22 protein-coding genes are annotated in these 22,187 nt (G+C 64.8%); 7 read left to right on the top strand and 15 right to left on the bottom strand.

Annotated features, from left to right (window positions below; all coding sequences use genetic code 11):
* Positions 1–18: 18 nt before the first annotated feature.
* Positions 19–405, top strand: a complete 387-nt coding sequence (locus tag AC10V3_RS40285) for a hypothetical protein (RefSeq protein ID WP_022539994.1) — start codon at positions 19–21, stop codon at positions 403–405.
* Positions 406–471: 66 nt separating this feature from the next.
* Here the strand turns inward: AC10V3_RS40285 and AC10V3_RS40280 are convergent, their stop codons facing one another.
* From AC10V3_RS40280 to AC10V3_RS40240, 9 genes are all read right to left on the bottom strand, one after another.
* Entirely contained in the window at positions 472–1,812 is a 1,341-nt protein-coding gene (locus tag AC10V3_RS40280) for an MFS transporter (protein WP_022539995.1), read from the bottom strand.
* A gap of 11 nt (positions 1,813–1,823) precedes the next feature.
* Positions 1,824–2,093, bottom strand: coding sequence for a metal-sensing transcriptional repressor (locus AC10V3_RS40275; RefSeq protein ID WP_041682276.1), 270 nt, complete (start codon positions 2,091–2,093; stop codon positions 1,824–1,826).
* 201 nt (positions 2,094–2,294) lie between these two features.
* Positions 2,295–3,557, bottom strand: a complete 1,263-nt coding sequence (locus AC10V3_RS40270) for an MFS transporter (RefSeq protein ID WP_051370052.1) — start codon at positions 3,555–3,557, stop codon at positions 2,295–2,297.
* An 89-nt stretch (positions 3,558–3,646) separates the two neighbouring features.
* Positions 3,647–4,273, bottom strand: coding sequence for a LamG domain-containing protein (locus AC10V3_RS40265; protein ID WP_022539998.1), 627 nt, complete (start codon positions 4,271–4,273; stop codon positions 3,647–3,649).
* Between the two features lie 33 nt (positions 4,274–4,306).
* Positions 4,307–4,765, bottom strand: a complete 459-nt coding sequence (locus AC10V3_RS40260) for a chromate resistance protein ChrB domain-containing protein (protein ID WP_022539999.1) — start codon at positions 4,763–4,765, stop codon at positions 4,307–4,309.
* A 62-nt stretch (positions 4,766–4,827) separates the two neighbouring features.
* Positions 4,828–5,418 carry a superoxide dismutase gene (locus tag AC10V3_RS40255; protein WP_022540000.1) on the bottom strand — a complete coding sequence of 197 codons (591 nt, stop codon included), beginning with the start codon at positions 5,416–5,418 and terminating at the stop codon, positions 4,828–4,830.
* A gap of 22 nt (positions 5,419–5,440) precedes the next feature.
* On the bottom strand, positions 5,441–6,634 hold the full coding sequence (locus AC10V3_RS40250) for a chromate transporter (RefSeq protein ID WP_454754333.1): 1,194 nt from the start codon (positions 6,632–6,634) through the stop codon (positions 5,441–5,443).
* Between the two features lie 35 nt (positions 6,635–6,669).
* Positions 6,670–7,632 carry a chromate resistance protein ChrB domain-containing protein gene (locus AC10V3_RS40245; protein ID WP_022540002.1) on the bottom strand — a complete coding sequence of 321 codons (963 nt, stop codon included), beginning with the start codon at positions 7,630–7,632 and terminating at the stop codon, positions 6,670–6,672.
* 352 nt (positions 7,633–7,984) lie between these two features.
* The gene (locus AC10V3_RS40240) at positions 7,985–9,079 is read right to left on the bottom strand and encodes an RNA-guided endonuclease InsQ/TnpB family protein (RefSeq protein ID WP_051370073.1); all 1,095 of its coding nucleotides are present in this window, start codon (positions 9,077–9,079) and stop codon (positions 7,985–7,987) included.
* 773 nt (positions 9,080–9,852) lie between these two features.
* Here AC10V3_RS40240 and AC10V3_RS40235 point away from each other — a divergent pair.
* The 5 genes from AC10V3_RS40235 (at position 9,853) to AC10V3_RS40215 (ending at position 15,526) form a co-directional block, all read left to right on the top strand.
* On the top strand, positions 9,853–10,911 hold the full coding sequence (locus AC10V3_RS40235) for a beta-keto acid cleavage family enzyme (protein ID WP_022540004.1): 1,059 nt from the start codon (positions 9,853–9,855) through the stop codon (positions 10,909–10,911).
* A gap of 159 nt (positions 10,912–11,070) precedes the next feature.
* A complete protein-coding gene (locus AC10V3_RS40230; RefSeq protein ID WP_022540006.1) occupies positions 11,071–12,048 on the top strand; it encodes a tripartite tricarboxylate transporter substrate binding protein in 978 nt (325 codons plus the stop codon).
* Between the two features lie 369 nt (positions 12,049–12,417).
* Positions 12,418–13,557, top strand: a complete 1,140-nt coding sequence (locus tag AC10V3_RS40225; protein WP_490924396.1) for a serine hydrolase domain-containing protein — start codon at positions 12,418–12,420, stop codon at positions 13,555–13,557.
* Between the two features lie 53 nt (positions 13,558–13,610).
* The gene (locus AC10V3_RS40220; protein WP_022540008.1) at positions 13,611–14,630 is read left to right on the top strand and encodes an NADP-dependent oxidoreductase; all 1,020 of its coding nucleotides are present in this window, start codon (positions 13,611–13,613) and stop codon (positions 14,628–14,630) included.
* Positions 14,627–15,526 (top strand): SDR family NAD(P)-dependent oxidoreductase, encoded by a 900-nt coding sequence (locus tag AC10V3_RS40215; RefSeq protein WP_349607084.1) that lies wholly within the window; start codon positions 14,627–14,629, stop codon positions 15,524–15,526. The genes AC10V3_RS40220 and AC10V3_RS40215 overlap by 4 nt, the downstream gene beginning before the upstream one ends.
* A 21-nt stretch (positions 15,527–15,547) precedes the next feature.
* Here the strand turns inward: AC10V3_RS40215 and AC10V3_RS40210 are convergent, their stop codons facing one another.
* The 5 genes from AC10V3_RS40210 to AC10V3_RS40190 form a co-directional block, all read right to left on the bottom strand.
* Positions 15,548–16,603, bottom strand: a complete 1,056-nt coding sequence (locus AC10V3_RS40210) for an AraC family transcriptional regulator (RefSeq protein ID WP_022540010.1) — start codon at positions 16,601–16,603, stop codon at positions 15,548–15,550.
* Between the two features lie 37 nt (positions 16,604–16,640).
* Positions 16,641–17,513, bottom strand: coding sequence for an SDR family NAD(P)-dependent oxidoreductase (locus AC10V3_RS40205; RefSeq protein WP_022540011.1), 873 nt, complete (start codon positions 17,511–17,513; stop codon positions 16,641–16,643).
* A gap of 63 nt (positions 17,514–17,576) precedes the next feature.
* Positions 17,577–18,305 (bottom strand): SDR family NAD(P)-dependent oxidoreductase, encoded by a 729-nt coding sequence (locus AC10V3_RS40200; RefSeq protein WP_022540012.1) that lies wholly within the window; start codon positions 18,303–18,305, stop codon positions 17,577–17,579.
* A gap of 39 nt (positions 18,306–18,344) precedes the next feature.
* Positions 18,345–19,193, bottom strand: a complete 849-nt coding sequence (locus tag AC10V3_RS40195) for a TauD/TfdA dioxygenase family protein (RefSeq protein WP_022540013.1) — start codon at positions 19,191–19,193, stop codon at positions 18,345–18,347.
* An 11-nt stretch (positions 19,194–19,204) separates the two neighbouring features.
* A complete protein-coding gene (locus AC10V3_RS40190) occupies positions 19,205–20,185 on the bottom strand; it encodes a quinone oxidoreductase family protein (protein WP_022540014.1) in 981 nt (326 codons plus the stop codon).
* Positions 20,186–20,327: 142 nt separating this feature from the next.
* Here AC10V3_RS40190 and AC10V3_RS40185 point away from each other — a divergent pair, with 142 nt between their 5' ends.
* Positions 20,328–21,338, top strand: a complete 1,011-nt coding sequence (locus AC10V3_RS40185) for an AraC family transcriptional regulator (RefSeq protein ID WP_022540015.1) — start codon at positions 20,328–20,330, stop codon at positions 21,336–21,338.
* 15 nt (positions 21,339–21,353) lie between these two features.
* Here AC10V3_RS40185 and AC10V3_RS40180 read toward each other — a convergent pair whose 3' ends face one another.
* The gene (locus AC10V3_RS40180; protein WP_022540016.1) at positions 21,354–22,112 is read right to left on the bottom strand and encodes an SDR family NAD(P)-dependent oxidoreductase; all 759 of its coding nucleotides are present in this window, start codon (positions 22,110–22,112) and stop codon (positions 21,354–21,356) included.
* Between the last annotated feature and the right edge of the window lie 75 nt (positions 22,113–22,187).

The following is a 22,187-nucleotide window of genomic DNA, read 5'->3' as shown; positions in this document are numbered from 1 at the left end:
GCACCAATGGAGTATTCGATGAAGAAACAGATCTCAGTCATGTTGTTTGCCGGCAGCCTCGCACTGTCCGGCCTCTCCGGCCTGGCCATGGCCCACGGCGCCAAGCCCGCTCAGTACGGCGGCATCGTGCAGACCGCCAGCGACCTGCAGTTCGAGTTGGTCAACAAGGATGGCGCCGTCACCATTTATGTCGACGACCATGACAAGAAGCTGCCGGTGGCTGGTGCCAGCGGCAAGCTGACGGTGCTGACCGGCGCCCAGAAGACGGAAACGGCGCTGAACCCGGGGACGGACAATGCGCTCGTGGCAGCCGACAAGCTGCAGCTCAAAGCCGGCTCCAAGCTGGTCGCGACGATCAAGTTTGCCGACGGCAAGACCGTGACGGCACGCTTTGTGGCGAAGTAATACAAGGACCGGCCGGCTTCATAAGCCACTGTGACCATCAGATGCCGGAGCGAACGGACATGCGCGCTAGTGAAGGTCCGGCCATCTGGGATGGAGATCATCAATCGTGAAGGCGTGCCGGTGGCTGTGGCTGCCCGTGCGCTCGCCTTCAGACAGGTGGTCCTCGAGCGCCGTATCCGCCGGATGGCTGTGGTCGAGGATATCGTGATCTGCGGCCGGCCACATCCGCCAGGCAATCCCCACACCAAGGACTGTCAGCGCAGCGAGGACGGCAAAGGTCGGCGCCATGCCCAGCCTCGCACCAAGCTGCCCGGCCAGCGGATACGTGACCAGCCAGCACGCATGCGACAGGGAAAACTGCGCGGCGAAGATTGCCGGCCGGTCGGCCGAGCTTGCCGAGCGACGCAGCAAGCGCCCGCTGGGCGTCAGCGTCATCGAGTAACCAATGCCGATGGTGAACCAGGCTGCAAGGAATGTCGGCCATTCAGCCGGCCCTCCCAGCCCCGCGATAGCGATGCCGGCCAGCAAGCCAAGCGCCATGACCGAAGCACCGGTTAGCATGGCGGGCCTGTCGGGCCGCCTGTCGAGGTACTTCGGCAGCAGCAATGCCACGAGCATCGATCCGCATCCGAACGCAGCCAATGCAATCGGAACGTCGCTGGCGGGCCGCTGCATTTTGCTTTGCACGTAGACGACAGTATTCACGAAGACCATCGAACTCGCCGCCGCAGCGGCAAGGTTCAGCGCAAGCAAGCCCCTGAGGCGCGGCGTCCGCAGATAGATCGACATGCCATGAGATGTCTTGGCGTAGATGCTTCCCGATCGCTCCACTGCCCGTGACTGAGGCAGGCGCACAGAAACAACCAGCGCAGCCGAAACGAGGAAGCCGATGACGGTACCGGCAAACAGCCAGTGGAAGCCGATCACCGTCAACAGCGCCGCGGCCAGCGCAGGGCTGGCAAGGCTTTCCAGGTCATACGCCAACCGCGACAATGACAATGCCCTGGTGTAGTCCTTCTCGTCGGGCAGAACGTCGGGGATCGTCGCCTGGAACGTGGGCGTGAACGCCGCCGACGCCGACTGGAGTAGGAAAATGAGGAGATAGATTTGCCAGGCTTCAGTCACGAACGGTAGCGAGACCGCGACACCGGCACGGACCAAGTCCATCGACACCAGGAACGCGCGCCGGGGCACCCGGTTCGCGAACGCACCGACGACCGGTGCGACACCGACATAGGCGACCATCTTGATCGCCAGCGCTGTGCCGAGGACGGTGCCGGCGTTCGCGCCAGCCAGGTCATAGGCCAGCAACCCTAGCGCAACAGTCGCCAGCCCGGTGCCAATCAGTGCGATAACCTGCGCGAGAAGCAGGTGGCGGTAGGTGCGGTTGGCCAGGGCATCCAGCATAACTGTGACTCTTACAGATATTTGCTGATGGACTTGAACTCACGCAGCGCTTCGTCCGCCGTGCGGGTACCGGCGCGAATCGCATCGTCAAGGCAATGGTCGATATGGTCATGGACCAGCGTTTTCTTGGCATTTGCCACGGCGGATTCCACCGCCTGCAACTGCTGCGCGACCTCCACGCACGGCCGCTCTTCTTCGAGCATGCCGATGATGCGCCTCAGATGGCCTTCGGCGCGCTTCAGGCGCTTGATGATTTCGGGGTGCGTGGCGTGCGTCGACATGGTGGCTCCTATCCTGGGGGGGAGGATAGCATTGATGTCCCTCGGCTGAGGTAAGGCGGAGCTAGCGCTCCTCATCATCCGACGACTCCTCGTCGTCCCTTTCCCACCACTATGGATCGGATACTTCAGCGCTGCGACAACGACGATCGCGGCCAGCACTGCTGTGATCCAGTCCAGTAGGTCCACATCCGGCTCCGATGGTCAGTTGAGTGGCTTGACCCGACGGAACGCGCGCAGCATCGCGAGGTCGTAGAAGATCTTCAGCAGGCCGCAGGCGACCAGCGGCGTGCTGGCATAGCCGTAGGCCATCAACGCGGCGGCGAGCGCAGGACTGAGGGCCGCAGCCAGGCTGCGCGGCACTGCGGTCAGACTTGCAGCCGCCGCCCGTTCAGGCGGGGTGACAACGGCCATCACATAAGCCGTCCGGGTCGGCACATCCATTTGCGACAGCGCGCTGCGAGCCAGCAGCAAGGCCAGGCTAAGTGTCAGCGTGGGCGCGAAGGCGGCTGCAATCAGGCACAGGCTGGACGGGATATGCGTAAACACCATCGTGTTGAGCAGGCCGATCTTTCGCGCCAGCGGCACCGCAGCGAGCTGGGAGAGCGTCGTCAGCATTCCTGCCAGGAAGAAGAACTGGCCGGTCGCGGCAGGACTCAGGCCGAAACGCTGCATCAGCCACAGCGACAGCAGCGAATTGACGACCAGCCCGCCCGCGAACGCGTCCACGCTGAACAGCATGGCCAGGCGTAGTACGATCGGACGGGACGGACCCAATGGTGTTGTCGCCGTGGTCGCCGCTGCATGCGGCTGCGTGACAGGTACGCGCGCATAGAGACGCCACAGCAGCAGCCCTATGATCCCGTAGAAGACGAACATCAGACGCATCGCATCGAGCGAGGACAGCCAGGATTGCTCGACTAGCCATGCCGGTATCGCCGCTGCCAGTGCCCCCAAAGCGGATGAAAATGCGCCGATCAGGCCGTAGCGGGCGAACAGCGCTGTCCGGGTGTCAGGCGATGCCGATTCCGCTAGCCGCGCGTGTTCCAACGGCAGGAAGACACTGACATCACCGGAGCCAGGGTTAAGCGTGCCGACGAAGGCAATCACCAGAAGCGGCCACAGCGTGGAGAAGCCCGCAAAGCCCAGGCCAGTCGCAAACATCAGGGCAGCCGCCAGCATCAGCAAGCGGCGTTGCGGGTAGCGGTGTCCGACGATCCCTATCAGGATCGTGGCGAGGGCAGAGCCGATCAGCGTTGCGCTGCTGATGAGCCCAACTGCCATCGAATCGAAGCCAAGCGCCAGCAGGTAGGTCGGCAACAGCACCGCAGTATAGCCATCACAGATGCCACGCAGCGCGCGGCCGGCAAGCAGCGGCAAGGCGTCAGGGTGAACGCCGGAGGGCAGCGCGATGCGTTCGAGCCAGCTACTGTTGGCGCTCAAGGGGTGGTCCTTATCCACAAACATGACGAGCCTGACTTGCCTGTGTGGCATCAAGGCCAGTTGGCGAGGGCGGACTGCTGCGTGGATTGCAGCCTGACATGGCGCCTGCCGCCTTATCTGGTGTCGTTGCTGCCAAACGAGATGGCATCAAAGAGGGTCACGCTGTCCGCCTTGGTCCAGACTCCGATGGCACCGGCGCCCGGGATATGCTCGTCCGAGGTGTCGATGTACAGCTTGCCATCGAGCGCCACCCGGATGCGCGGGCCGGTAAATTCCACGTGCAGCAAATGCCAGATGCCGGGGGCAACGGGCGCATCACGATAGCGGATCGTGTGCCTGCGGCCGCCCGTCGTGTAGTACAGCGACACATTACCCTCCAGCGCATTGGCCCGGGCGACATAGTAGTTGTTCCCATCCTTCCAGCGCCAGACGACGCCACCCGCTTGATCCTCGCGGCCGGCGACGGGCTTGAACCGCGCCTCCACGAAGCCGTCGGCCAGGGAAACGTCCTGTTTCACACACCAGGGGAAGTCGCCGGACCCCGATTGCCTGAGCACATTGCCGAGGTTTGGGCGCGTCGTGTCGCGTTCAATGGTCCAATTCGGATTGCCGTGCCCGGTGACGCCGCACACCCAACCGGCGGGCAATACGCCGGGGCGCTGCTGACTGAACAGGATGGTCTCGCCCATGGCCGGTATGGCCATCCCCAGCAATAATGCAATGAGGAGAATCGGCTTCATGTGGCAACTCCTGGCTGATGGTGGGCGCAGCGTTCAGGCAGGCATCTTCGGCGGCCAGCGGTGGGTCTCCGCTTGGCAGTGCTGACACCACGCATAGAGCGCGTCGTACATCACCATGCCATGGCCGAGCATCTCGTGATCGTCGGCATACACCTGCGAGAGGCCAAGGGAAATCGCATAGAGTCCGCTGGACTGTGGCGTCAGGTCGAGCTTCGACGTATCGGCGCCGCGCACGATCTCTGCCAGTTGCCGCAAGGCGGGATCGGGCAGGCCGTACTTGTCCAGGAAGGCATCAAAGCTGCATAGCTCACCGGCATGCGACAGCTCCACCCCGGGGATGTCATAGGGAATGGCGCCGGTCTCGCCTGCCACGCGCAAAACGTCGCCGGCGGGCACATAGAGAAATTCCGGCGCCTCGTCGATGAACCGGGCGATGAGCCACGGGCAAGCGATGCGGTCGATCTTGGGGCGCTCCCGGGTAATCCATTTCATGGTGGTCTCCGCTCTGGTTCGTCGAGGTGAGGCTAGGTCTAGGCGGTCGGAATTCTCCCTGACTATTTGCTCACCCCTCCGAAGCGATCGGCGACCCTTGCCCAATTGATGTTCTGCATGAACGCATCGACATAGGCCGCGGCTTTCGCACCATAGTCCATGTGGTAGGAGTGCTCGTACATATCCAGCGCCAGGATCGGCGTCGCGCCAGCCAGCGTATGGGCGTGGTCAGAAGCCCACTGGTTGACCAGCCGAGCGTCGCGCGGGGAGTAAGTCAGCAGTACCCAGCCCGAGCCGCCGCCAAGTGCCTTGCCCATGGCGGTGAACTCCGCTCGCCAGCGCGCGACAGAGCCGAAATCGCGCACGAGCGCCGCTTCCAGTTCGCCGCCTAGACTGCCGCCGTCGCCGAGGCTGTCGAAGTACACCTCATGCAGGATCATGGAGTTCGTTGCAATCAGTTCTTCGCGCTTCAGGCCGTTCAGCACAAAGACCGGTGTGGCTGCAACGTCGAGTGTTGACAGCTCTGCGGTAATCGCATTCAGTCGCTTCACCGCGCCGCCATAGTTGTTTTCGTAATGGCTGACGATCAGTTTCTCCGACAGGCCCGAAAGCCGGGCGGGATCGCATGCCAGTGGTTTCATTTCGTAACTCATGGTGTCCCCTGGTTCGTGTGGTTCAGTGATGCAGCACCGGATAAATGGCAAGGCCGATCAGCGCGGCGCAGATGATGATGACTGGCTCAGGCAGCTTCTTGAATTTCAGCAGCAACGCGACCGTGCCCAGCGCCAGCAGGATGGTCGGAACGTCGACAATCGAGCGCTTGGCCAGTACGAACACTGCACCGGTGATGGCGCCAATCGCAGCCGCCGTGACGCCATCGACAAAGGCCAGGATGCCCGGCAGCTTTCCGTACTTCTTGAAGTAAGGGGCCGGCAGTACCGTGAACAGGTAGCAGGGTAGAAAGGTCGCAAGTGCCGCCACGCAGGCGCCGGGCAGCCCGGCCACCAGGTAACCGATGAAGCCGACCGTGATGACCACCGGGCCAGGCGTGATCATGGCCACGGCTACCGCATCGACGAATTGCTTGTCGTTGAGCCAGTGATGTTCCGTCACGACACCGCCGTAGAGGAATGGCACGATGGCGAGTCCAGAGCCGAAGACAAAGGCGCCTGCCTTGGCAAAGAACACGCCGATCTGAGTGAGTAGCGGCCAGTCCAGCGTGCTCAGCAGGCCGCTCGCGGCCGGTACCTGCGTGACCGCGAGCGCATTGGCGCCACCCTGGCGCAGCCATTTGGGTGGGGCGCGCCAAAACCAGGCAAGCACGCCGGCTGCCACGAACAGCCAGGCGATTTCGGACTCTGTGACGATGGTCACTGCAGCCAGCACCAGGTAAATTGCCCACAGCAGTTTGTCCTTGCCCACGCTCTTTGTCGTCAGCTTGTAGGCGCTGATGGCGATGATGCCGATGACGGCGGCGCCCACGCCATAGAACACGGATTGCATCCAGGTCAGCCCGCCAAACCGGACATAGGCCCAGCCTAGCGCCAGCACCATCAGGAACGACGGCAGCACGAATGCCAGGCCGATCAGCGTGGCACCGAGGACTCGATAGTGGACGTAGCCGAGGTAGATCGCCAGTTGCGCTGCCATCGGCCCGGGCGCCAGTTGTGCGAGCGCTATGCCTTCCTTATAGTCGCCATCGCTGATCCAGCCTCGCCGCTCCACGAGGTCGCGGTGCATATAGCCGGCCAGCGCGACGGGCCCGCCAAAGCCGAACGTGCCCAGGCGAAGGAAATAGAGCACGAGTTGCCAGAGGGTGTAGGCGGGCCGTTCCGAGACGTCCGGCGGAGCCATGCCGGCTTGTTGCATGCGATTCATAACGGGATCTTGGACGAAGGTTGAAGTCAGGGCTTTTTGTTGGTGGAGAAGTGTGCGTAAAGCGAATCCAGCACCGTGCCGATTTCCGCCAGCAGCGCGTCGTCGTCCGCCAGGCGCGCTCGTGCGCCGGCCAGCATGGCTTCAAAGCCGCTGGCTTCCGGTACCGAAATGCCGCCAATGTCCAGCGCATGGACCATGGTGCCGAGCCGGCTAAGCCCGCGGTCGGACTCGAGGCCGAAGCTCGACAGCAGCACTTCAAATGAAACGCGCTCGCCCACATGCGTGAAGGTCGCGTCGTCGAAATCGAAGCCCAGCGCATCGTCAGGGCAATCGGCGGGGCTTCCCAGCCACAGGAACCGGGCGTGGGGATCGATGAAGCGCTGGATCAGCCAGGCGCTTGCCACGCGATCCACCCAGAGGTGGCGGCGCGTGGCCCAAAGCCGCCCTTGATACTGGGCAGGATCCCTACGAGCGATTGCTCGCGTGAGCGCCTGCGGTTCGCCCGGAGACTGGATGGTCTCGATGGCGCGGCTGAAGTCATTCCATTGGGCTTCGGCACGGGTCGACACCTCATTGGGGAAGAAGTCGATCGTGCGGATCGCTGCGTAGGCACGTCCGTGACGGCGCAGCAGGCGATTGAGTTCGGCGCTGCTTTGATCGGAAAGCGACTTGCGCGCATCTGACAGGGCAGCCTGAAGTTCGGCATAGTCAGCGCTGCGGTCGAACAACGCCCGGAAAGCGGTCTCTTCCTCCGGATTGGCGGCGCGGACATTCAAAAGCCAGGCCTGGCCGTCTTCCTGGCGGGCCTCGTCGGCCAGCTCGCGCAACTGGGCGATTTGCTCATCACCTGCGGGCAAAAGGTAGGCGCCGTCACGCAGTGCGGCGCAACCAATTGTCTTGATCGCGCGCCAGATCCGCATCCGGGCGGTGGCGCCGGAGGTTGGTAGCGTGACGATCAGCAAAGCCCAGGAATCGGTGAACGCAGTCATGAGCGCATGTTAGAGGGCCATAGCTCGCATTTCAACGATGTAGATATCCCTACATTAGAGACTTTTTCGCCATATTTCGGGCGGGGCTGAGAATGTAAGTACGCCCGCGGACCAGCGATGGATACGTGGACCGTCCATGGCCGCCCAGGCGGAAGCCGCTCCCCAACGACAGCCGGAAGCTGCCATTTGCGCTTGCCGCATGTAGAAAAGCAGCGGCCCCGTGCGAGAAGCATTGCGCCCTTCATCGATAGAGGGTCGGTAGTTGGTGCGCCCAGATCTGATTACCCAGCGTAAGGACGATCGCGCAAGCTCAAGTGCCCAGAAACGACCTCTACCTGTAGTAGCCAGCCGGCTACCTGCCACGATCACTTACCGGCCTTGACATCCTCTCCTCCCTAAAAAGGGAGGAGATTCCCTCTGCAGGCGATCGATGTCCCGATCGGGCAAGGATATTTAGCGCAGCGTTCACATCGCGATCATGTACAGCACCGCATCGACTGCATACCCACTGCCTTATTCCAAGGTCTGCGATACCTTTCGGCCTCTCCGGCGGCATCGTGTCACACGAAGAGCAGACCTGGGTGGTGAAACGTTCGTCGACTTCCTCGTACCACGCGCCATGCGCAATCGCCTTGTACGCGAGCATTGTGCGGAAGGACGACCAGCCTGCATCGAGGACGGACTTCGCCATGCTGGTTCTGGCGAGGCTGGCGGCATTCACATTACCCACCGCGATGTAGTCGAAGTCCCGCACGATGCGATGCGAGAGCTTGTGCAGGAAGTCACGCCGCGCATTGGTGATGCGCGCGTGGACGTTGGTGGCCTGTCGTTTCTTGCGCGCACGCTGCGCTTTGGCAAGGGCTTGCTCAAGTTGGCCAAGGTGGCGCGGATTCCCGATCTTCTCGCCGGTGGAGAGTGTGGCAAGGTCCTTCAAGCCCAGATCGATGCCGACGCCGCGTTCCGGGCAGCGGGCCTGAGTGTCGGCAACTTCAATCACGATGTTCAGGAACCAATTGCCCCGGGCGTCGCGCGAGAAATTCGTGCCGTCCTTGATCTTGCCCTCGGGAAGGGGCCTCGAGTTGAACACGCGAAATGTGCTGCCGGCAAAGCGGAATGCGTCGCCCGAGCGCTTGAGATCCCGGCCCTTGAGCGGCACCCAGCCGAGGGATCTGCGGCCGCGATAGCGCAAATAGGCCCGGCGATGCTGGCTACGCGACTTGGCGTACTGCTCGCAAACCGCATTGACGGTACCCGAATGGATGCCGAGCTCCTTGCTGCTGCCGGTCGTCAGCACGTTCAGATCGAAGCCCGTAGGCCATTTTTTGCCCCATTTGAGCGCGTGCTTCTGCGTATCATTGCAGAAGTTCCAGACGTAGTTCACTACGCGGCTCTGCTGATTGAGCAGGCCGTTCAGCGACTTCACCCGGTAGCGATAGACGAGAAGCATGCCGGCCATTCTAACTTGGGAATGCCGCCTGTCGGCGGCGCTCCTTTCACTCCCCGCCCTGAAGGCCCTGAAGGGCGGGGTTTCTCGGAGCAAGTCTGATGAACGGTCATCGGCCAAGCCTTCCGACCGAAATAGGACTTAGGCCAACGGTTGCTCACTGTCTTCTCGGTGCCCATAGTCGCCTTCGACGCGAGCTCCGACGTGCGCCGCCTGCGCCTGCTAATGAGTGACTCTGAGTCGTCGCGCGTAGCAGTGATCCGCGGCGATCGCTGACCTGCGGCGGACCTCCGCCCCTCCTTCGCGCTGAATATGACACTACTGCGCAGGAAGGCCTGATCGGCCGCCACCCGCGCACGCCGCTGCGTGATGCGGTGAGCGAGACGTACATGCAATTCCACAGCAATATCGCCAGCGGCGAAAATCGCGGTATTTGACGCTCCCCTGGGATCGTTCGGTATGGATTCAGATGCTGGGGATCCCGCCACTTCCGGCCGTCAGGGCGACGCCGCGGCGCTACTGGACCGACCTCCTTTGTCCCGCCTGCCATCCTCGCCCCGTGTACCACGAGCCGTGCTAAAGGCCCATTGCAAGGCGCCGCGTCCGCAGCCGCCTTCGTGTTTTCCCTTGCCGCCCCGAAATGTCAAGCGAACGTCCCGGCTTGTCAAATCTCCTGGCGCCATTGACGGCTATTTTTGCAGTGGAACTCGATTTCCTTGGTAGTGCAAAAGCCGCGTCACCGGTCTGCAGCAGTTAAACCGACATCTGGAACATATATGCAATTTCTCGACGATTCCCTGCACCCCGAAAACCAGGACAAGGTGGTCATCACCGTGGCCCCGTACGGCCCCGAATGGATGCCGGAGGATTTCCCGGAAGACATTCCGGTGACGATGGAAGAGCAGGTCCAAAAGGCCGTCGATTGCTACAACGCCGGCGCCACCGTGCTGCACCTGCACGTGCGCGAACTGGATGGAAAGGGCTCCAAGCGCCTGTCCAAGTTCAACGAGCTGATCGCGGGCGTGCGCGCCGCGGTGCCCGACATGATCATCCAGGTGGGCGGCTCGATCTCCTTCGCGCCGGAAGACGAAGGCCAGGCAGCCCAGTGGCTGTCGGACGACACCCGCCACATGCTGGCTGAGCTGGATCCGAAGCCGGACCAAGTCACCGTGGCGATCAACACCACGCAGATGAACATCATGGAGCTGCTGTACCCGGAATACCTGAAGGGTACATCGCTCGAACTTCCGGCCTACCAGGCGGCTTACCGCGAGATGACTGTGCCGGCTGGCCCGGGCTGGGTGGAGGAGCACCTGCGCCGCCTGCAGGCTTCGGGCATCCAGCCCCACTTCCAGCTCACCGGCATCCACGCCATGGAGACGCTGGACCGCATGGTGCGCGGCGGCATCTACAAGGGCCCGCTGAACCTGACCTGGATCGGCATCGGCGGCGGCTTCGACGGCCCCAACCCGTTCAACTTCTTCAACTTCGTCCACCGCGCGCCGGACGGTTGCACGCTGACCGCGGAATCGCTGCTGAAGAACGTGCTGCCGTTCAACATGATGGCGATGTCGATGGGCCTGCACCCGCGCTGCGGCATCGAGGACACCATCATCGACCAGCACGGCAACCGCATGACCTCCGTGCAGCAGATCGAGCAGTGCGTGCGCGTGGCCAAGGAACTGGGCCGCGCGATCGCCTCGGGCAAGGAAGCCCGCGAGATCTACCGTATCGGCACCTGGTACGACAGCGCCGACGAGACGTTGGCCGCCAATGGCATGGCGCCCAACCGGGCGACGGGGCAGAGGAACCTGCCGCTGCGCGTCGTGGCTTGACGTGTAGGCCTGGCCGGGGAAGGCGTATCCGCGGTCGGGCTCGGACACGAGCACAGCTACGACGCCGCCCTGTTCCCGATCCCGTCCATGTATTGGAACTTGCCGCACATTACCGGGGCCAAGGACGTTCTACACACTGTATCGACTACGGAGTTACTCATGCAACATTGCCGCGCCTTCTCCCGGATCCGCATGGTCGCCGTCGCCGCCGTCACGGCCCTGGCCATGCCCGCTGCGATGGCATGGACCACCAAGCCAGTCAGGATCCTCGTACCGGCGCCCGCCGGCGGGTCCATGGATGTGCTGGCCCGTGTGCTGTCCGATCAACTGACGACAGACCTTGGCCAGGCCGTGGTGGTCGACAACAAGCCCGGTGCCGGAGGCGGCATTGCCATCAATACCCTGCTATCGGCGCCGGCTGACGGGCAGACCATCCTGGTTGCGACCACCAACGTGCTGACCGAGATCCCGCATGTGATGAAGGTCTCGTTCGATCCCATGCAGGACGTGAAGCCTGTCGCGGCGGTCGGCAAGGCGCGCCTGGTGCTGGTCGGTTCGACCAGCCTGCCGCCCAGGGACCTGCAGGGCCTGATCCGCTACGTGAAGGACAACCCGGGCAAGCTGAGCTTCGCCACCTACAGCGCAGGCACGGTCGCCCACTATGCCGGTGTCATCATGAACCAGAAGTCTGGCATGGACCTGCAGCACGTGCCGTTCGCCGGCTCCCCGCCGGCGCTGGCCCAGGTGATGGGCGGGCAGATCGCCGTCATGTACGACGGCATGGTGTCCTCCTTGCCGATGATCCGGGCCGGCAAGTTGCAGGCATTCGCGATCGCATCGAAGGAGCGGTCGCCCCTGCTGCCCCAGGTGCCGACCTTCACCGAACTGGGCTATTCGGACCTGGACTTCAGCAACTGGGCCGGTGTTTTCGTCTCCTCCCACGTCCCGGCAGAACTGGTGCAGAAAATCCAGGCAGCAGTCGACAAGGCGGCGTCGACGCCCAAGGTGCGGGACCGGGTCGCCTCCCTCGGCTTCGAGCAGATGCCTGCCCAGACTCCCGCGCAGCTTGGCCAGGGATTGCGGACCGAGTACGAGCGCAATGCCGGCATCGTCAAGACTTACCACATCCTGCCCTGATGCGAGCAACGGCCCGGACCCGGTCCGGACCGACCGTTAGCGCTCTGCGCTTTGCTGCGTCCGTCGCTGATGGCGTGCCGCAGCGCCATCCCATCCGCGTAGCGCCGGCTTTTTCCGCTGTCCCGAATGGTCAAGGCGATGACCCCGGGCATCAACCGGTCAACCCTAAGCGCTTTCTAGAATCGCCACACATCCCTAACGATGTGAGCCGCCCCACCGCAGGGCAGCGTGCATCGACGAATCAAGGAGCCTGTCTTGCGTTCTTCATCCTGGCCGCTGGAGCCGGCCCACTCGCCGGAAGATGTCGGGCTTTCTTCGTGCCGGCTGCAGGCGATCGCTTCGGTGCTCCATCGCGATATTGACCAGGGAATGATCCCCGGCGCGGTCGTGCTTGTGGCGAGGAAAGGGCGAGTCGCCTGGTACGAGGCGGCTGGCTTCGAGGAGCGGGACGATCCGGCGCGCATGATGCAGCGCCATTCGGTCTTCCGGATCGCGGCGATGACGCGCCCGGTCGTCAGCGTGGCGGCGCTGACGCTGGTGGAAGAGGGCCGGCTGGCGCTGTGCGATCCGGTCGAGCGGTATATCCCGGAATTTGGCGGCCTGGAGGTTGGCGTCGAGCACGTCGACACGCGTACAGGGCAACGGAGCCTGATGCTGGAGCCGCTGTCCCGCTCGATCACCGTGCATGACCTGTTCCGACACACGTCAGGCCTTACCTACGGGCAGTTCGGCGATTCGTTGGTGCAGCGGCGGTATCGCGACAGCGATCTCATGCATCCCGGCCAGACCAATGCCGGGATGGTGGCAACGCTGGCAACCCTGCCGCTGCAATGCCAGCCAGGGACCGCATTCGAGTACGGCATGTCCACCGATGTGCTGGGGCGCGTCATCGAGATCGTGTCCGGCATGGACCTCGAGCGCTTCATCGCCGATCGCGTGACCGGTCCGCTGCGCATGCACGCGACCGGCTTCCGGCTGGCCGCACAGGCGGGAGCGGGCCTTGCGCTGCCATTGCGGCAGCGTGGCGGCGCGCCCGCTGCCTTATTTGACTATGACGAGCGCAATCCGCCCCGTTGGCATTCCGGCGGCGCCGGCCTGTTGTCGACAGCCGGGGACTACGCGCGCTTTTGCCAGATGCTGCTGAACGGCGGCATGCTCGACGGCGTGCGCTTGCTCTCGCGCAAGAGCGTCGAGCTGATGCTCTGTGACCACCTGCCGGCGGGCGTCGGCCACGGCGGCTCGACCCAGGGGCTGGGCATCAACGCGCCATTGCCCGAGTTGGGGCAGGGCTATGGGCTCGGCGTCGGCGTGCGGCACGCCGCAGGCCTGTGCCCCGTGCCAGGTTCGAACGGCGATTTTTTCTGGGGCGGAGCGCTCGGGACCTACTTCTGGGCCGATCCCCGGGAGGAGCTGATCGCGGTCCTGATGCTCCAGGAAAACGACATCGCCACGCGCGCCTGGTATCGGGCATTCCTGCGCAACGTCGTCTATGGGGCGGTGCAGGACTAATTCGCCACAATCTTGTCATTGCCGGGACGCCAGTCCCGGCCTGGAGGAATTTGATGAAAACGATGAATCGACGTTGGGTACTCAGGCACCGCCCGGTCGGCGACCTCAGCGAGGGAGACCTGGAACTCGTCGAGACGCCGCTACCGGTGCCCGGCGACGGCGAGATCCTGGTGCGCAACATCTACTTGATGGTGGCGCCGACCAACCGGGTCTGGATGAGCCATATCGACCAGTACATGCCGCCGGTGGCGATCGGCGAGGTCATGCGCGGCGGCACGATGGGCGTTGTCGTCGAGTCCAACCATCCGGACTTCAAGGCGGGAGACGTCGTCGAGGGCGGCATGGCCTGGGAAGAGTACTCGGTGAGCAGGACCGCGCGGCGCATCTCGCTGGAGTACGACCTGCCGCTGTCCGCGTTCGCGAGCGTGCTGGGCAACGCCGGCATGACCGCCTACTTCGGCATGCTCGACGTCGCCCGTCCGAAGGCCGGCGACACCGTCGTCGTCTCGGCGGCCGCGGGCGGCGTCGGCTCGATCGCCGCACAGATTGCCCGGATCGCGGGGTGCCGTGTGGTGGGCGTCGCCGGCGGGGCCGACAAGTGTCGCCTCGTCAGGGAGGAATTCGGCCTCGATGCCTGCGTCGACTACAAGGCGGGCAACGTGCTCGCCGACCTGCGGGCGGCATGCCCGGACGGCATCGACGTCGACTTCGAGAACGTTGGCGGCGACACCATGGACGCGGTGCTGACGCTGATGAACGTGGGCGCGCGCATCGCCCTATGCGGCATGATCTCCACGTACAACGCGCAAGGCGACTGGTGGAGCCCGAAGATGTTCCGCAACATCATCATGAAGCGGGCGCGGGTCGAGGGTTTCCTGGTCTCCGACTACCGTGCGCGGTTCCCGGAGGCGGTCGATGCCCTGGCGCAATGGATTCGTGCCGGGGAGCTCCGGTACAGGGTCGATATTGTCGATGGCATCGGGCAGGCGCCGGCCGCCCTGAACCGGCTGTTCAGCGGAAGAAACGTCGGCAAGCAACTCGTCCGGCTGTCTCCCGATCCGACCTTGGCATGATTCCCGCAGACAACATCGACTCGCCCATGATGCCCCAACCGACAGCCCCCCGACACGGCGAACCGCGCGCGCCCGGCGACGCGCAAGTCGCACTCGCCCGCACGGGCATCACGGATTTCCGCGGCAAGGCGGCCATCATCACTGGCGCCGCGTCGGGCATCGGCCTGGCGCTCGCCGAAGCACTGGCGGAGCGCGGCGCTGACCTCGCTCTCGCGGATGTCGACGCGCACGGGCTGAAGGCGGCCCGTGAGCGGCTGGCCGTGACAGGCAGGCGCATCTGCACGCGCGTTCTCGACGTATCGTGTGAGGCGGACGTCCGTGCTGCGGCATCGGCCTTCGGGACTGCCCTGGGCAGGATCCATCTCGTCTTCAACAATGCCGGCATCGACATGAGCGGCGGGCTGGCGTCACTGTCGGGGAAAGACTGGCAGCGAGTCTTTGGCGTCAACGTGTTCGGCGTGATCCACGGCATCCGCCATTTCGTCCCACTGCTGCGCAGTCACGGCGAGCCCGCCCATGTCGTCAACACGGCCTCAGGCGCCGGCTTCTGGGTGAACGGCGATATCCGTATGGGCGCCTATGCGGCGACGAAGTCATGCGTGGTCGCGCTGTCCGAGGCGCTCGAGCAGGAACTCGCCGGCTCCGCCATCGGCGTTTCCGTCCTCTGCCCGGGGCCGGTCAGGACGTCGATCGCCGAGCGCTCGCGCCATGCGAGCGACCAGTTGAAGGCGGGCATCGCCGCGGGAGAGCCGCCCGCGGCGGTTGCGCACCAGGTGCTGGAGGCGATCGTGCGCGGGGAGTTCTATGTCTTCACGCCCAATCGCATGCGCGCGGGCGTGCAAAGACGATTCGCGCGCATCCTCGATGCGCTGGACCGCATGTCTGGTGCTGCCTGATCCTGCCGGCAGGCCCACGGCTCATCCTGGCAGGCGATCCCGGATGCCGTGGTGTTCCTGCTGCGGCAGGGCTGGCGTCGGTCCTGCCTGCGCGCGCCACACGCTCGGGCTGCAGCCAAAGCGGTCGCGAAACCAGCGGGTGAACGCGCTGTGCATGGAGAAGCCAAGCAGTTCGGCGACGTAGCTGATCGGCCGCTCCCTCTGCCCGAGATATTGCAAGGCCAGCGCGGCGCGGACCTCGTCGAGGATGGCGCTGAAGGTGATGCCTTCGAGCAGCAGCCTGCGATGGATGGTGCGGCGGTCGATGCCTAGCTGGACGGCCACCCGTTCGATGCTGCAATTCCCGGTCCTGAGCAGCGAGAACACCATCCGCCGGACTTTTTCGGCGAGCGACTGGTTGGTTCGCGCCAGCAGCGAGTCCAGGTAATCCCGCGCATACCTGGCCAGGGTCGGGTGCGCGGCGGGCGGAACGGCATCCAGGTCCCTGCGATCGCACACGATCCCGTTGAAGTCGTGGCCAAAGGTCACCGCGCTGCCGAAGATGCGCAGATGGGTCGCCATCTGCCTGGGGGCACTGTGCGACAGGCAGATCTGCCGCGCGCGCCAGGCCGGGCCGAGCAGTTCCTGCAGCACCCGGTACAGCGCGCCGAGCACCATCTCGTCGGCCTGCCGCGTCGGCCCGATGTCGTCGAACAACAGGTACATGCGGAGCACGAAGATGCTCTCGTTCTCCTCGAAGTCGAGGAGCGCCGCCTCGCTGTGCAGCGCGAGGTAGCGGACCATGGCGGCCAGCGCCTCACGCAGCGTGGGGGAGTCCCGCACGACCATGCCGAGCGGTCCGAGGATCGAAATCTCGCGGCTCTCGCACATGCGCAGGCCGAAGTCCTCGGCGCCAGAAGCGGCTGCCGACTTCTCAAGGAGACGGCAGGCGGCACTCGCGGAGATAAGGCTGTCGGCGAAGTCCAGCGTGCTGCGGGGGATGCCGGCTTCGGCCAGGAGCGGCAGCGGGTCGAGCCCCGCCGAGCGCGCCACCTCCTGGTAACCGGAAAGGGTTGCACTGCGCACCAGACGGTTCATAAAGCTCTCCATGAAACTGCGGCCGCGCGGTGCCGGTTCAGATCACCGCCCCGCCGTTAGGGCTGATGACCTGCCCGACGAAGTAGTGATCTCCCGCCAGGAACGTCGCGATCGACGCGTATTCGTCCATCGTGCCGAAGCGGCCGGCGGGGATCACCTGCCAGAAGCGGCGCTTTGCCTCCTCGCCGATGCTGTCGAGGTATTGCTCGAAGAACGGCGTCGCCACGCCCCCCGGCGCCAGCGCGTTGACGAGGATGTTGGCGCCCGCCACTTCCGCCGCGACGGACTTCGTAAAGGCGATGACTGCGCCCTTGGTGGCGCAGTAGTGTGGGCTGTGCGCACTCATGGTCGAGTACCCGGCGATGGAAGCCAGGTTGATGACCCGGCCATATCGCTGTGCTTCCATCAGGCGCAGGGCCTGGCGGGTGCAGTAGAACATCCCGTGCACGTTCACGTCCCAGTAGCGCAGCCACTCCTCGTCGGTCAGGTTGCTGGTGAAGCCCAGGGACTGTCGCGGCACCGGCGTGGTGATATAGGCATAGTGCTTGTTGCGCCGGACTTCATCGGCGGCCGTGGTCGGCGCGCGCGCGGCATTGTTCACTAGCACGTGCAGGGTGCCGAAGCGCTCGACGATGCGGGCGAACATGTCCGCCACTTCGCTGCTCGAGGAGATGTCGCAGCGCAGTGCCAGGCACTCCGCACCGGTTGCCTCGACGGCGGCGCGAGTGTCTTCCAGCGCGGGCATGTCGACGTCACAGATGACGACTTTCGCGCCGGCGGTGCCGAGGTGCCGGGCGATGGCACCGCCGAGGCCGCGCCCGGCACCGGTGACCAGGGCGACCCGGCCGGCCAGCTTGCTGTGGTCCGCCGTGCCGGCCGCGTGCGCGGACGCGAGAGGTAGTTGCTGCATTGCTGTGTCTCCTCGTTGGAAATGGAATGTGTGGGATGGGCGCTGTGCACTGTGTCGCGGGCCTCAGGCGCGGCGCATGAGGCTGTAGCTCTGCGCGCTGGGGCCGACATCGGGCATGCTGGCCAGGAACAGGGCGAGGGGAACGACGTCCTCCGGCTCCTTGACCCACTCGCCGGGCGGCATCGTGGCGTCGCGCGTGAGCTCCGTCCTGACCGGCCCGGGGATCAGTTCGTTGACGCTGATGTTGAGCTCCTGCAATTCGACAGCGAGGGACTGGGTGAGCATCCACAGGCCGCTTTTGGAGCACGAGTAGGCTGAGAAGCCCGGAGCGGGGCGGTTGCGCTGGCCGGATCCGATCATGATGATCTTGCCGGCGCGGCGCCGGCGCAGGTGGGGGATGGCCGCGTGGGCGGTGTGGTAGGCGCCCGTCAGGTTGATATCGATGGTTTTGCGCCAGAGTGCCGGATCGCTGTCGGCGATCGGTCGCAACTCCGTCGCGACGCCGGCGTTGGCGACGACGATGTCGACCCCGCCGAATTCGTCGCTGGCGCGCCGGAACAGGGCGGCCACTGCCTCGTAATCGCCAACGTCGGCGCTCTGGGCAATGGCACGGCCGCCTGCTTCGCGGATCTTGCTCGCCGTCAGGGCGATCTCTGCCTCGCCACGTGCGCTGCAAACCACGGTGGCTCCTGCGCGCGCATAGGCCAGTGCGATGGCACGGCCAATGCCGCGGCCGGCGCCGGTGATGACGGCTACCTTGTGTTTGAGCAGGATGGGATCGGTATGGCTCACGGTTGGTAACTCCTTGGGCTGCTACGGTGTCGGGCCCGCTCAATACGGGCGGTCGCCGATGACGGTTGCGCGGTCCATCCGGCGATGGCACGGCGGATAGTCCATGACGGCGTAGTGCTGGGTCGAGCGGTTGTCCCAGATCGCCACGCTGTCCTTGGTCCAGCGCCAGCGCACCTGGTGCTCCGGGATATAGGCCTGGCTGATCAGGTAGCGCAGCAGCTCGGCCCCGCCCTGGTTGAGGTCCTGCCCGAAGCGCACGCGCTGGGGCGTATGGAAGTTGGTGAAGTGCGTGGTAAAGCCGTTGACGAAGAGCACCTTCTCGCCGGTTTCGGGATGGGTCCGCACGACCGGATGCTCGGCGTCGGGATACTGGGTCTTCAGTGCCAGGCGTTTCTCGATCGGCATGCCTGCGCCGAAGCTGGCCTCGATGCTGTGGCGTGCCCGCAGGTCCGAGATCTGTTCCTTGACGTGGGCAGGCAGGTTCTCGTAGGCGAGCACCATGTTGGCCCACATCGTGTCTCCGCCCACCGGCGGACACTCCCGGCAGCGCAGGATGCTGGCAAGCGGCGGCGCTTCGCGCCAGGTGGCATCTGTGTGCCAGGCATTCTCGTAGCGCGGACTGGGCTGGTCGGGGTTCTTGTAGATCCGGACAAGCCCGGGGTGCTCGGGATCGCTGCCTGCAACCGGATGGTCCTCCAACTCGCCGAAGCGGCGGGCAAACGCCACGTGCCCGGCGGCCGTGATGTTCTGGTCGCGCAGGAACAGCACGCGGTGCCTGAACAACGCCTCGCGGATGGCGGCGAACATCCCGTCATCGTGGATGGCATCGGCCAGGCTGATGCCGGTCAGTTCGGCGCCGATGGCGCAGGTGAGTGGCTCGACGCGCATGGGGGCCCCCGTTACACGGTAAAGATCGACGAACCGGTGGTCTTGCGCGCCTCCAGGTCGCGGTGCGCCTGCGCGGCGTCCTGGAGTGCGTAGCGCTGGTTGATCTCGATCCGGATCCGGCCTGCGGCGACGTGGCCGAACAGCTCGCCCGCGAGCGCGTCGCGCTCGGCATGGTCGACGATGTAGTCGGCCAGGGCGGGACGGGTGAGGTAGGGCGAGCCCTTGGTTGCCAGGATCTGCGGGTTGAAGAGCGGGAACGGACCGGATGCAGTGCCGAGACACACCATCAGGCCGCGCCGCTTGACCGAGTCCAGCGAGGCATCGAAGGTGTCCTTGCCCACGCTGTCGAACACGACGTTGACCCCCACGCCGTCGGTAAGCGCGCGCACGCGCCTGGCCACGTCCTCGTGGCTGTAGTTGATGACATGGTCGCAGCCGTGCGTGCGCGCGATCTCGGCCTTCGCCTCGCTCGACACGGTGCCGATCACCGTCAGGCCGAGCAGCCTGGCCCACTGGGAGACGATCAGGCCCACGCCGCCCGCCGCCGCGTGCAAGAGGATGGTGTCGCCCGGCTTGAAATTGTAGATCCGGCGCATCAGGTAGGACGACGTCAGGCCCCGCATCGTCATGGCCGCCGCGGTCTCGCAGGAGATGCCGTCCGGCAGCCGGATCAGCGGCGCGGCCGGCACGAGGCGCTCGGTGCTGTAGGCGCCGATGGTGTTGAGGAAGCCGGTGTACGTGACGCGGTCTCCAACCGTGACGTTCATGACGCCCTTCCCGACGGCCTCCACGATGCCGGCGGCTTCCACGCCCATGCCGGACGGAAGCGGCATGGGATAAAGGCCCGAGCGGAAATAGGTGTCGGCGAAGTTGAGTCCGACCGCTTCATGGCGCAGTCTCACCTCGCCCGGGCGGGGGTCGCCGACTTCAACCGTTTCCCAGCGAAGGACTTCCGGTCCACCGGTCTCGTGCATGCGAATTGCGTGGGGCATCTCTTTCTCCGTTTCGGGTTTCCGTTGCGCGCTGCATGGGTCATGCGTCACGGCATGCGGGCCAGTATTGGAGAAGGTGTGTCCGGCTAGTTGACATTCTGGGGCAGGAACTTTACCTTTTGGGGCACTCCGGGTAATTCCTATGTCGACGCTACTGCAACACGCAAGCCTGACGAACTTCGTCGATGTGGCCCTGAAGGCAGGCCTGGATCCCTACCGACAGCTCCGGCAGGCCGGCATCAGTCCCACGGTCCTGGTCGACCCGGATATCCGCGTCCCGACGAAGTCGGTGATGCAGTTGCTGGAGGAGTCGGCCCGGCTGGCCGGGCTGGAGGACTTTGGCCTGCGCGTGGCGGAAGCACGGCCGCTTGCCAGCCTGGGGCCACTGTCCATCGTGATGCGCGAGGAGGCGACGCTGCGCACGGCGCTTGAAGCGATGGCGCGTTATATCCGCCTGCTGAACGAGGCGCTGGACCTGCGGATCGAGGAAGTGGGCGAGACTGCGCTCATCCGGCTTGAGTTCCTGGTGAGCGTGCGAGGGTCCACGCGGCAATCGACGGAACTTGTTGTCTGCCTGTGGTTCCGCTTGCTACGCCTGCTGTTCGGGCCGGCATGGAAGCCGCGCAGCGTCATGTTCACCCACGAGGCACCGTCAAGCCTGGCCACCCACCGGCGCCTGTTTGGCGTGCCCGTCCGCTTCCGGCAGGATTTCAATGGCATCGTGCTGTCAGCCACCGACCTCGACGTGCCAGGCCCGGCCTATGACCCGGCGCTGGCCCGTCATGCGCGCGAATTCCTCGACGCCAAGCTGGCGCGATCAGACGACACCATGCCCGACAAAGTGAGGAAACTGGTGTATGCCCTGCTCCCGTCTGGAGAGTGCGGGGCGGAGCGCGTGGCCGAGCAACTCGGCATCGACCGGAAGACGGTGCATCGCCACCTCGCGCGCCACGGGCAGAACTACCAGTCTATCGTCGACGAAGTCAGGCTCGAACTGGTTTCACGCTATGTCAGGCAAGGCGAACGGCCCTTATCGGACGTGGCAGTCCTGCTCGGCTTTTCTTCGTTGAGCGCCTTTTCCAGATGGTTCTGCGCTCGCTTCGGCTTCAGCGTGTCGGCCTGGCGGCGGCGTGACAGGAGAGCAGAAGGGTAGCAGTCAGCGTCGCTCTCAATAGTGAATCTCGCCCGGCAGCCCGCCACCTACCGGGATGGCAGCGCCGTTGATGGCAACGCTCAGCGGTGAGGCGAGGAATGTCACGACGTTTGCCACCTCGCCGGCATCGACGATGCGGCCAAGGGTGTTCCACGTTGCGACGCGCGCCTCGGTGGCGGGGTCCGTCTGCTCCGTGCGGGTGGCGCCCGGATGGACGGCGGTGACGTTGATGCCCTTCGGGCCCAGTTCGTCGGCCATGCTCTTGGTGATAGCCGCGACGCCCACGTTGCGCAGGGTCGCCACGGGCCGGCCGGTGCGATAGATGGCCAGGCCACCGATGTTGATGATCCGGCCCCAGCCATTGGCGATCAGGTGCGGCGCAAGCGCGCGTGCCGTGCGCAGGTAGCCAATGACCTTGATGTTGATGTCTTCCAGCGCCTCCGCATCGACGATCTGTTCCAGCGCCGTCGCTGGTGAAATGCCGCCAGGCAGTGCCGCCGCGTTGATCAGGATATCGATGCCCCCCAAGGCACCGATGGCCTGTTCCACCATGGCGTCGACGGACGCCTGGCTGGCGGTGTCGACTGTCAGTGCCACGACGCGGCGTCCCGTCTGGGCCGCGAGTTCGGCCGCTGTCGCCTCCAGTGCTGCCTGCCCCCGTGCGGCGAGAACGAGATCTACCCCCTCCTGGGCGAGGTGGCGCGCGATTGCCTTGCCAATACCGCGGCTGCCACCGGTGACGATGGCGCGCTTGCCGGCCAATTTGAGATCCACGATTCCTCCTTGAGTCGATACATCGTGGGACTTATTGTGAGCGGCTTTTCCATGTTGCGCTTGATCCCAGATGCC

The sequence above is a fragment of the Cupriavidus sp. PB-02 genome (genome assembly GCF_058252315.1).
The sequence above is the reverse complement of the archived record's forward strand: the minus strand, read 5'-3'. Positions and strand labels throughout refer to the sequence as shown.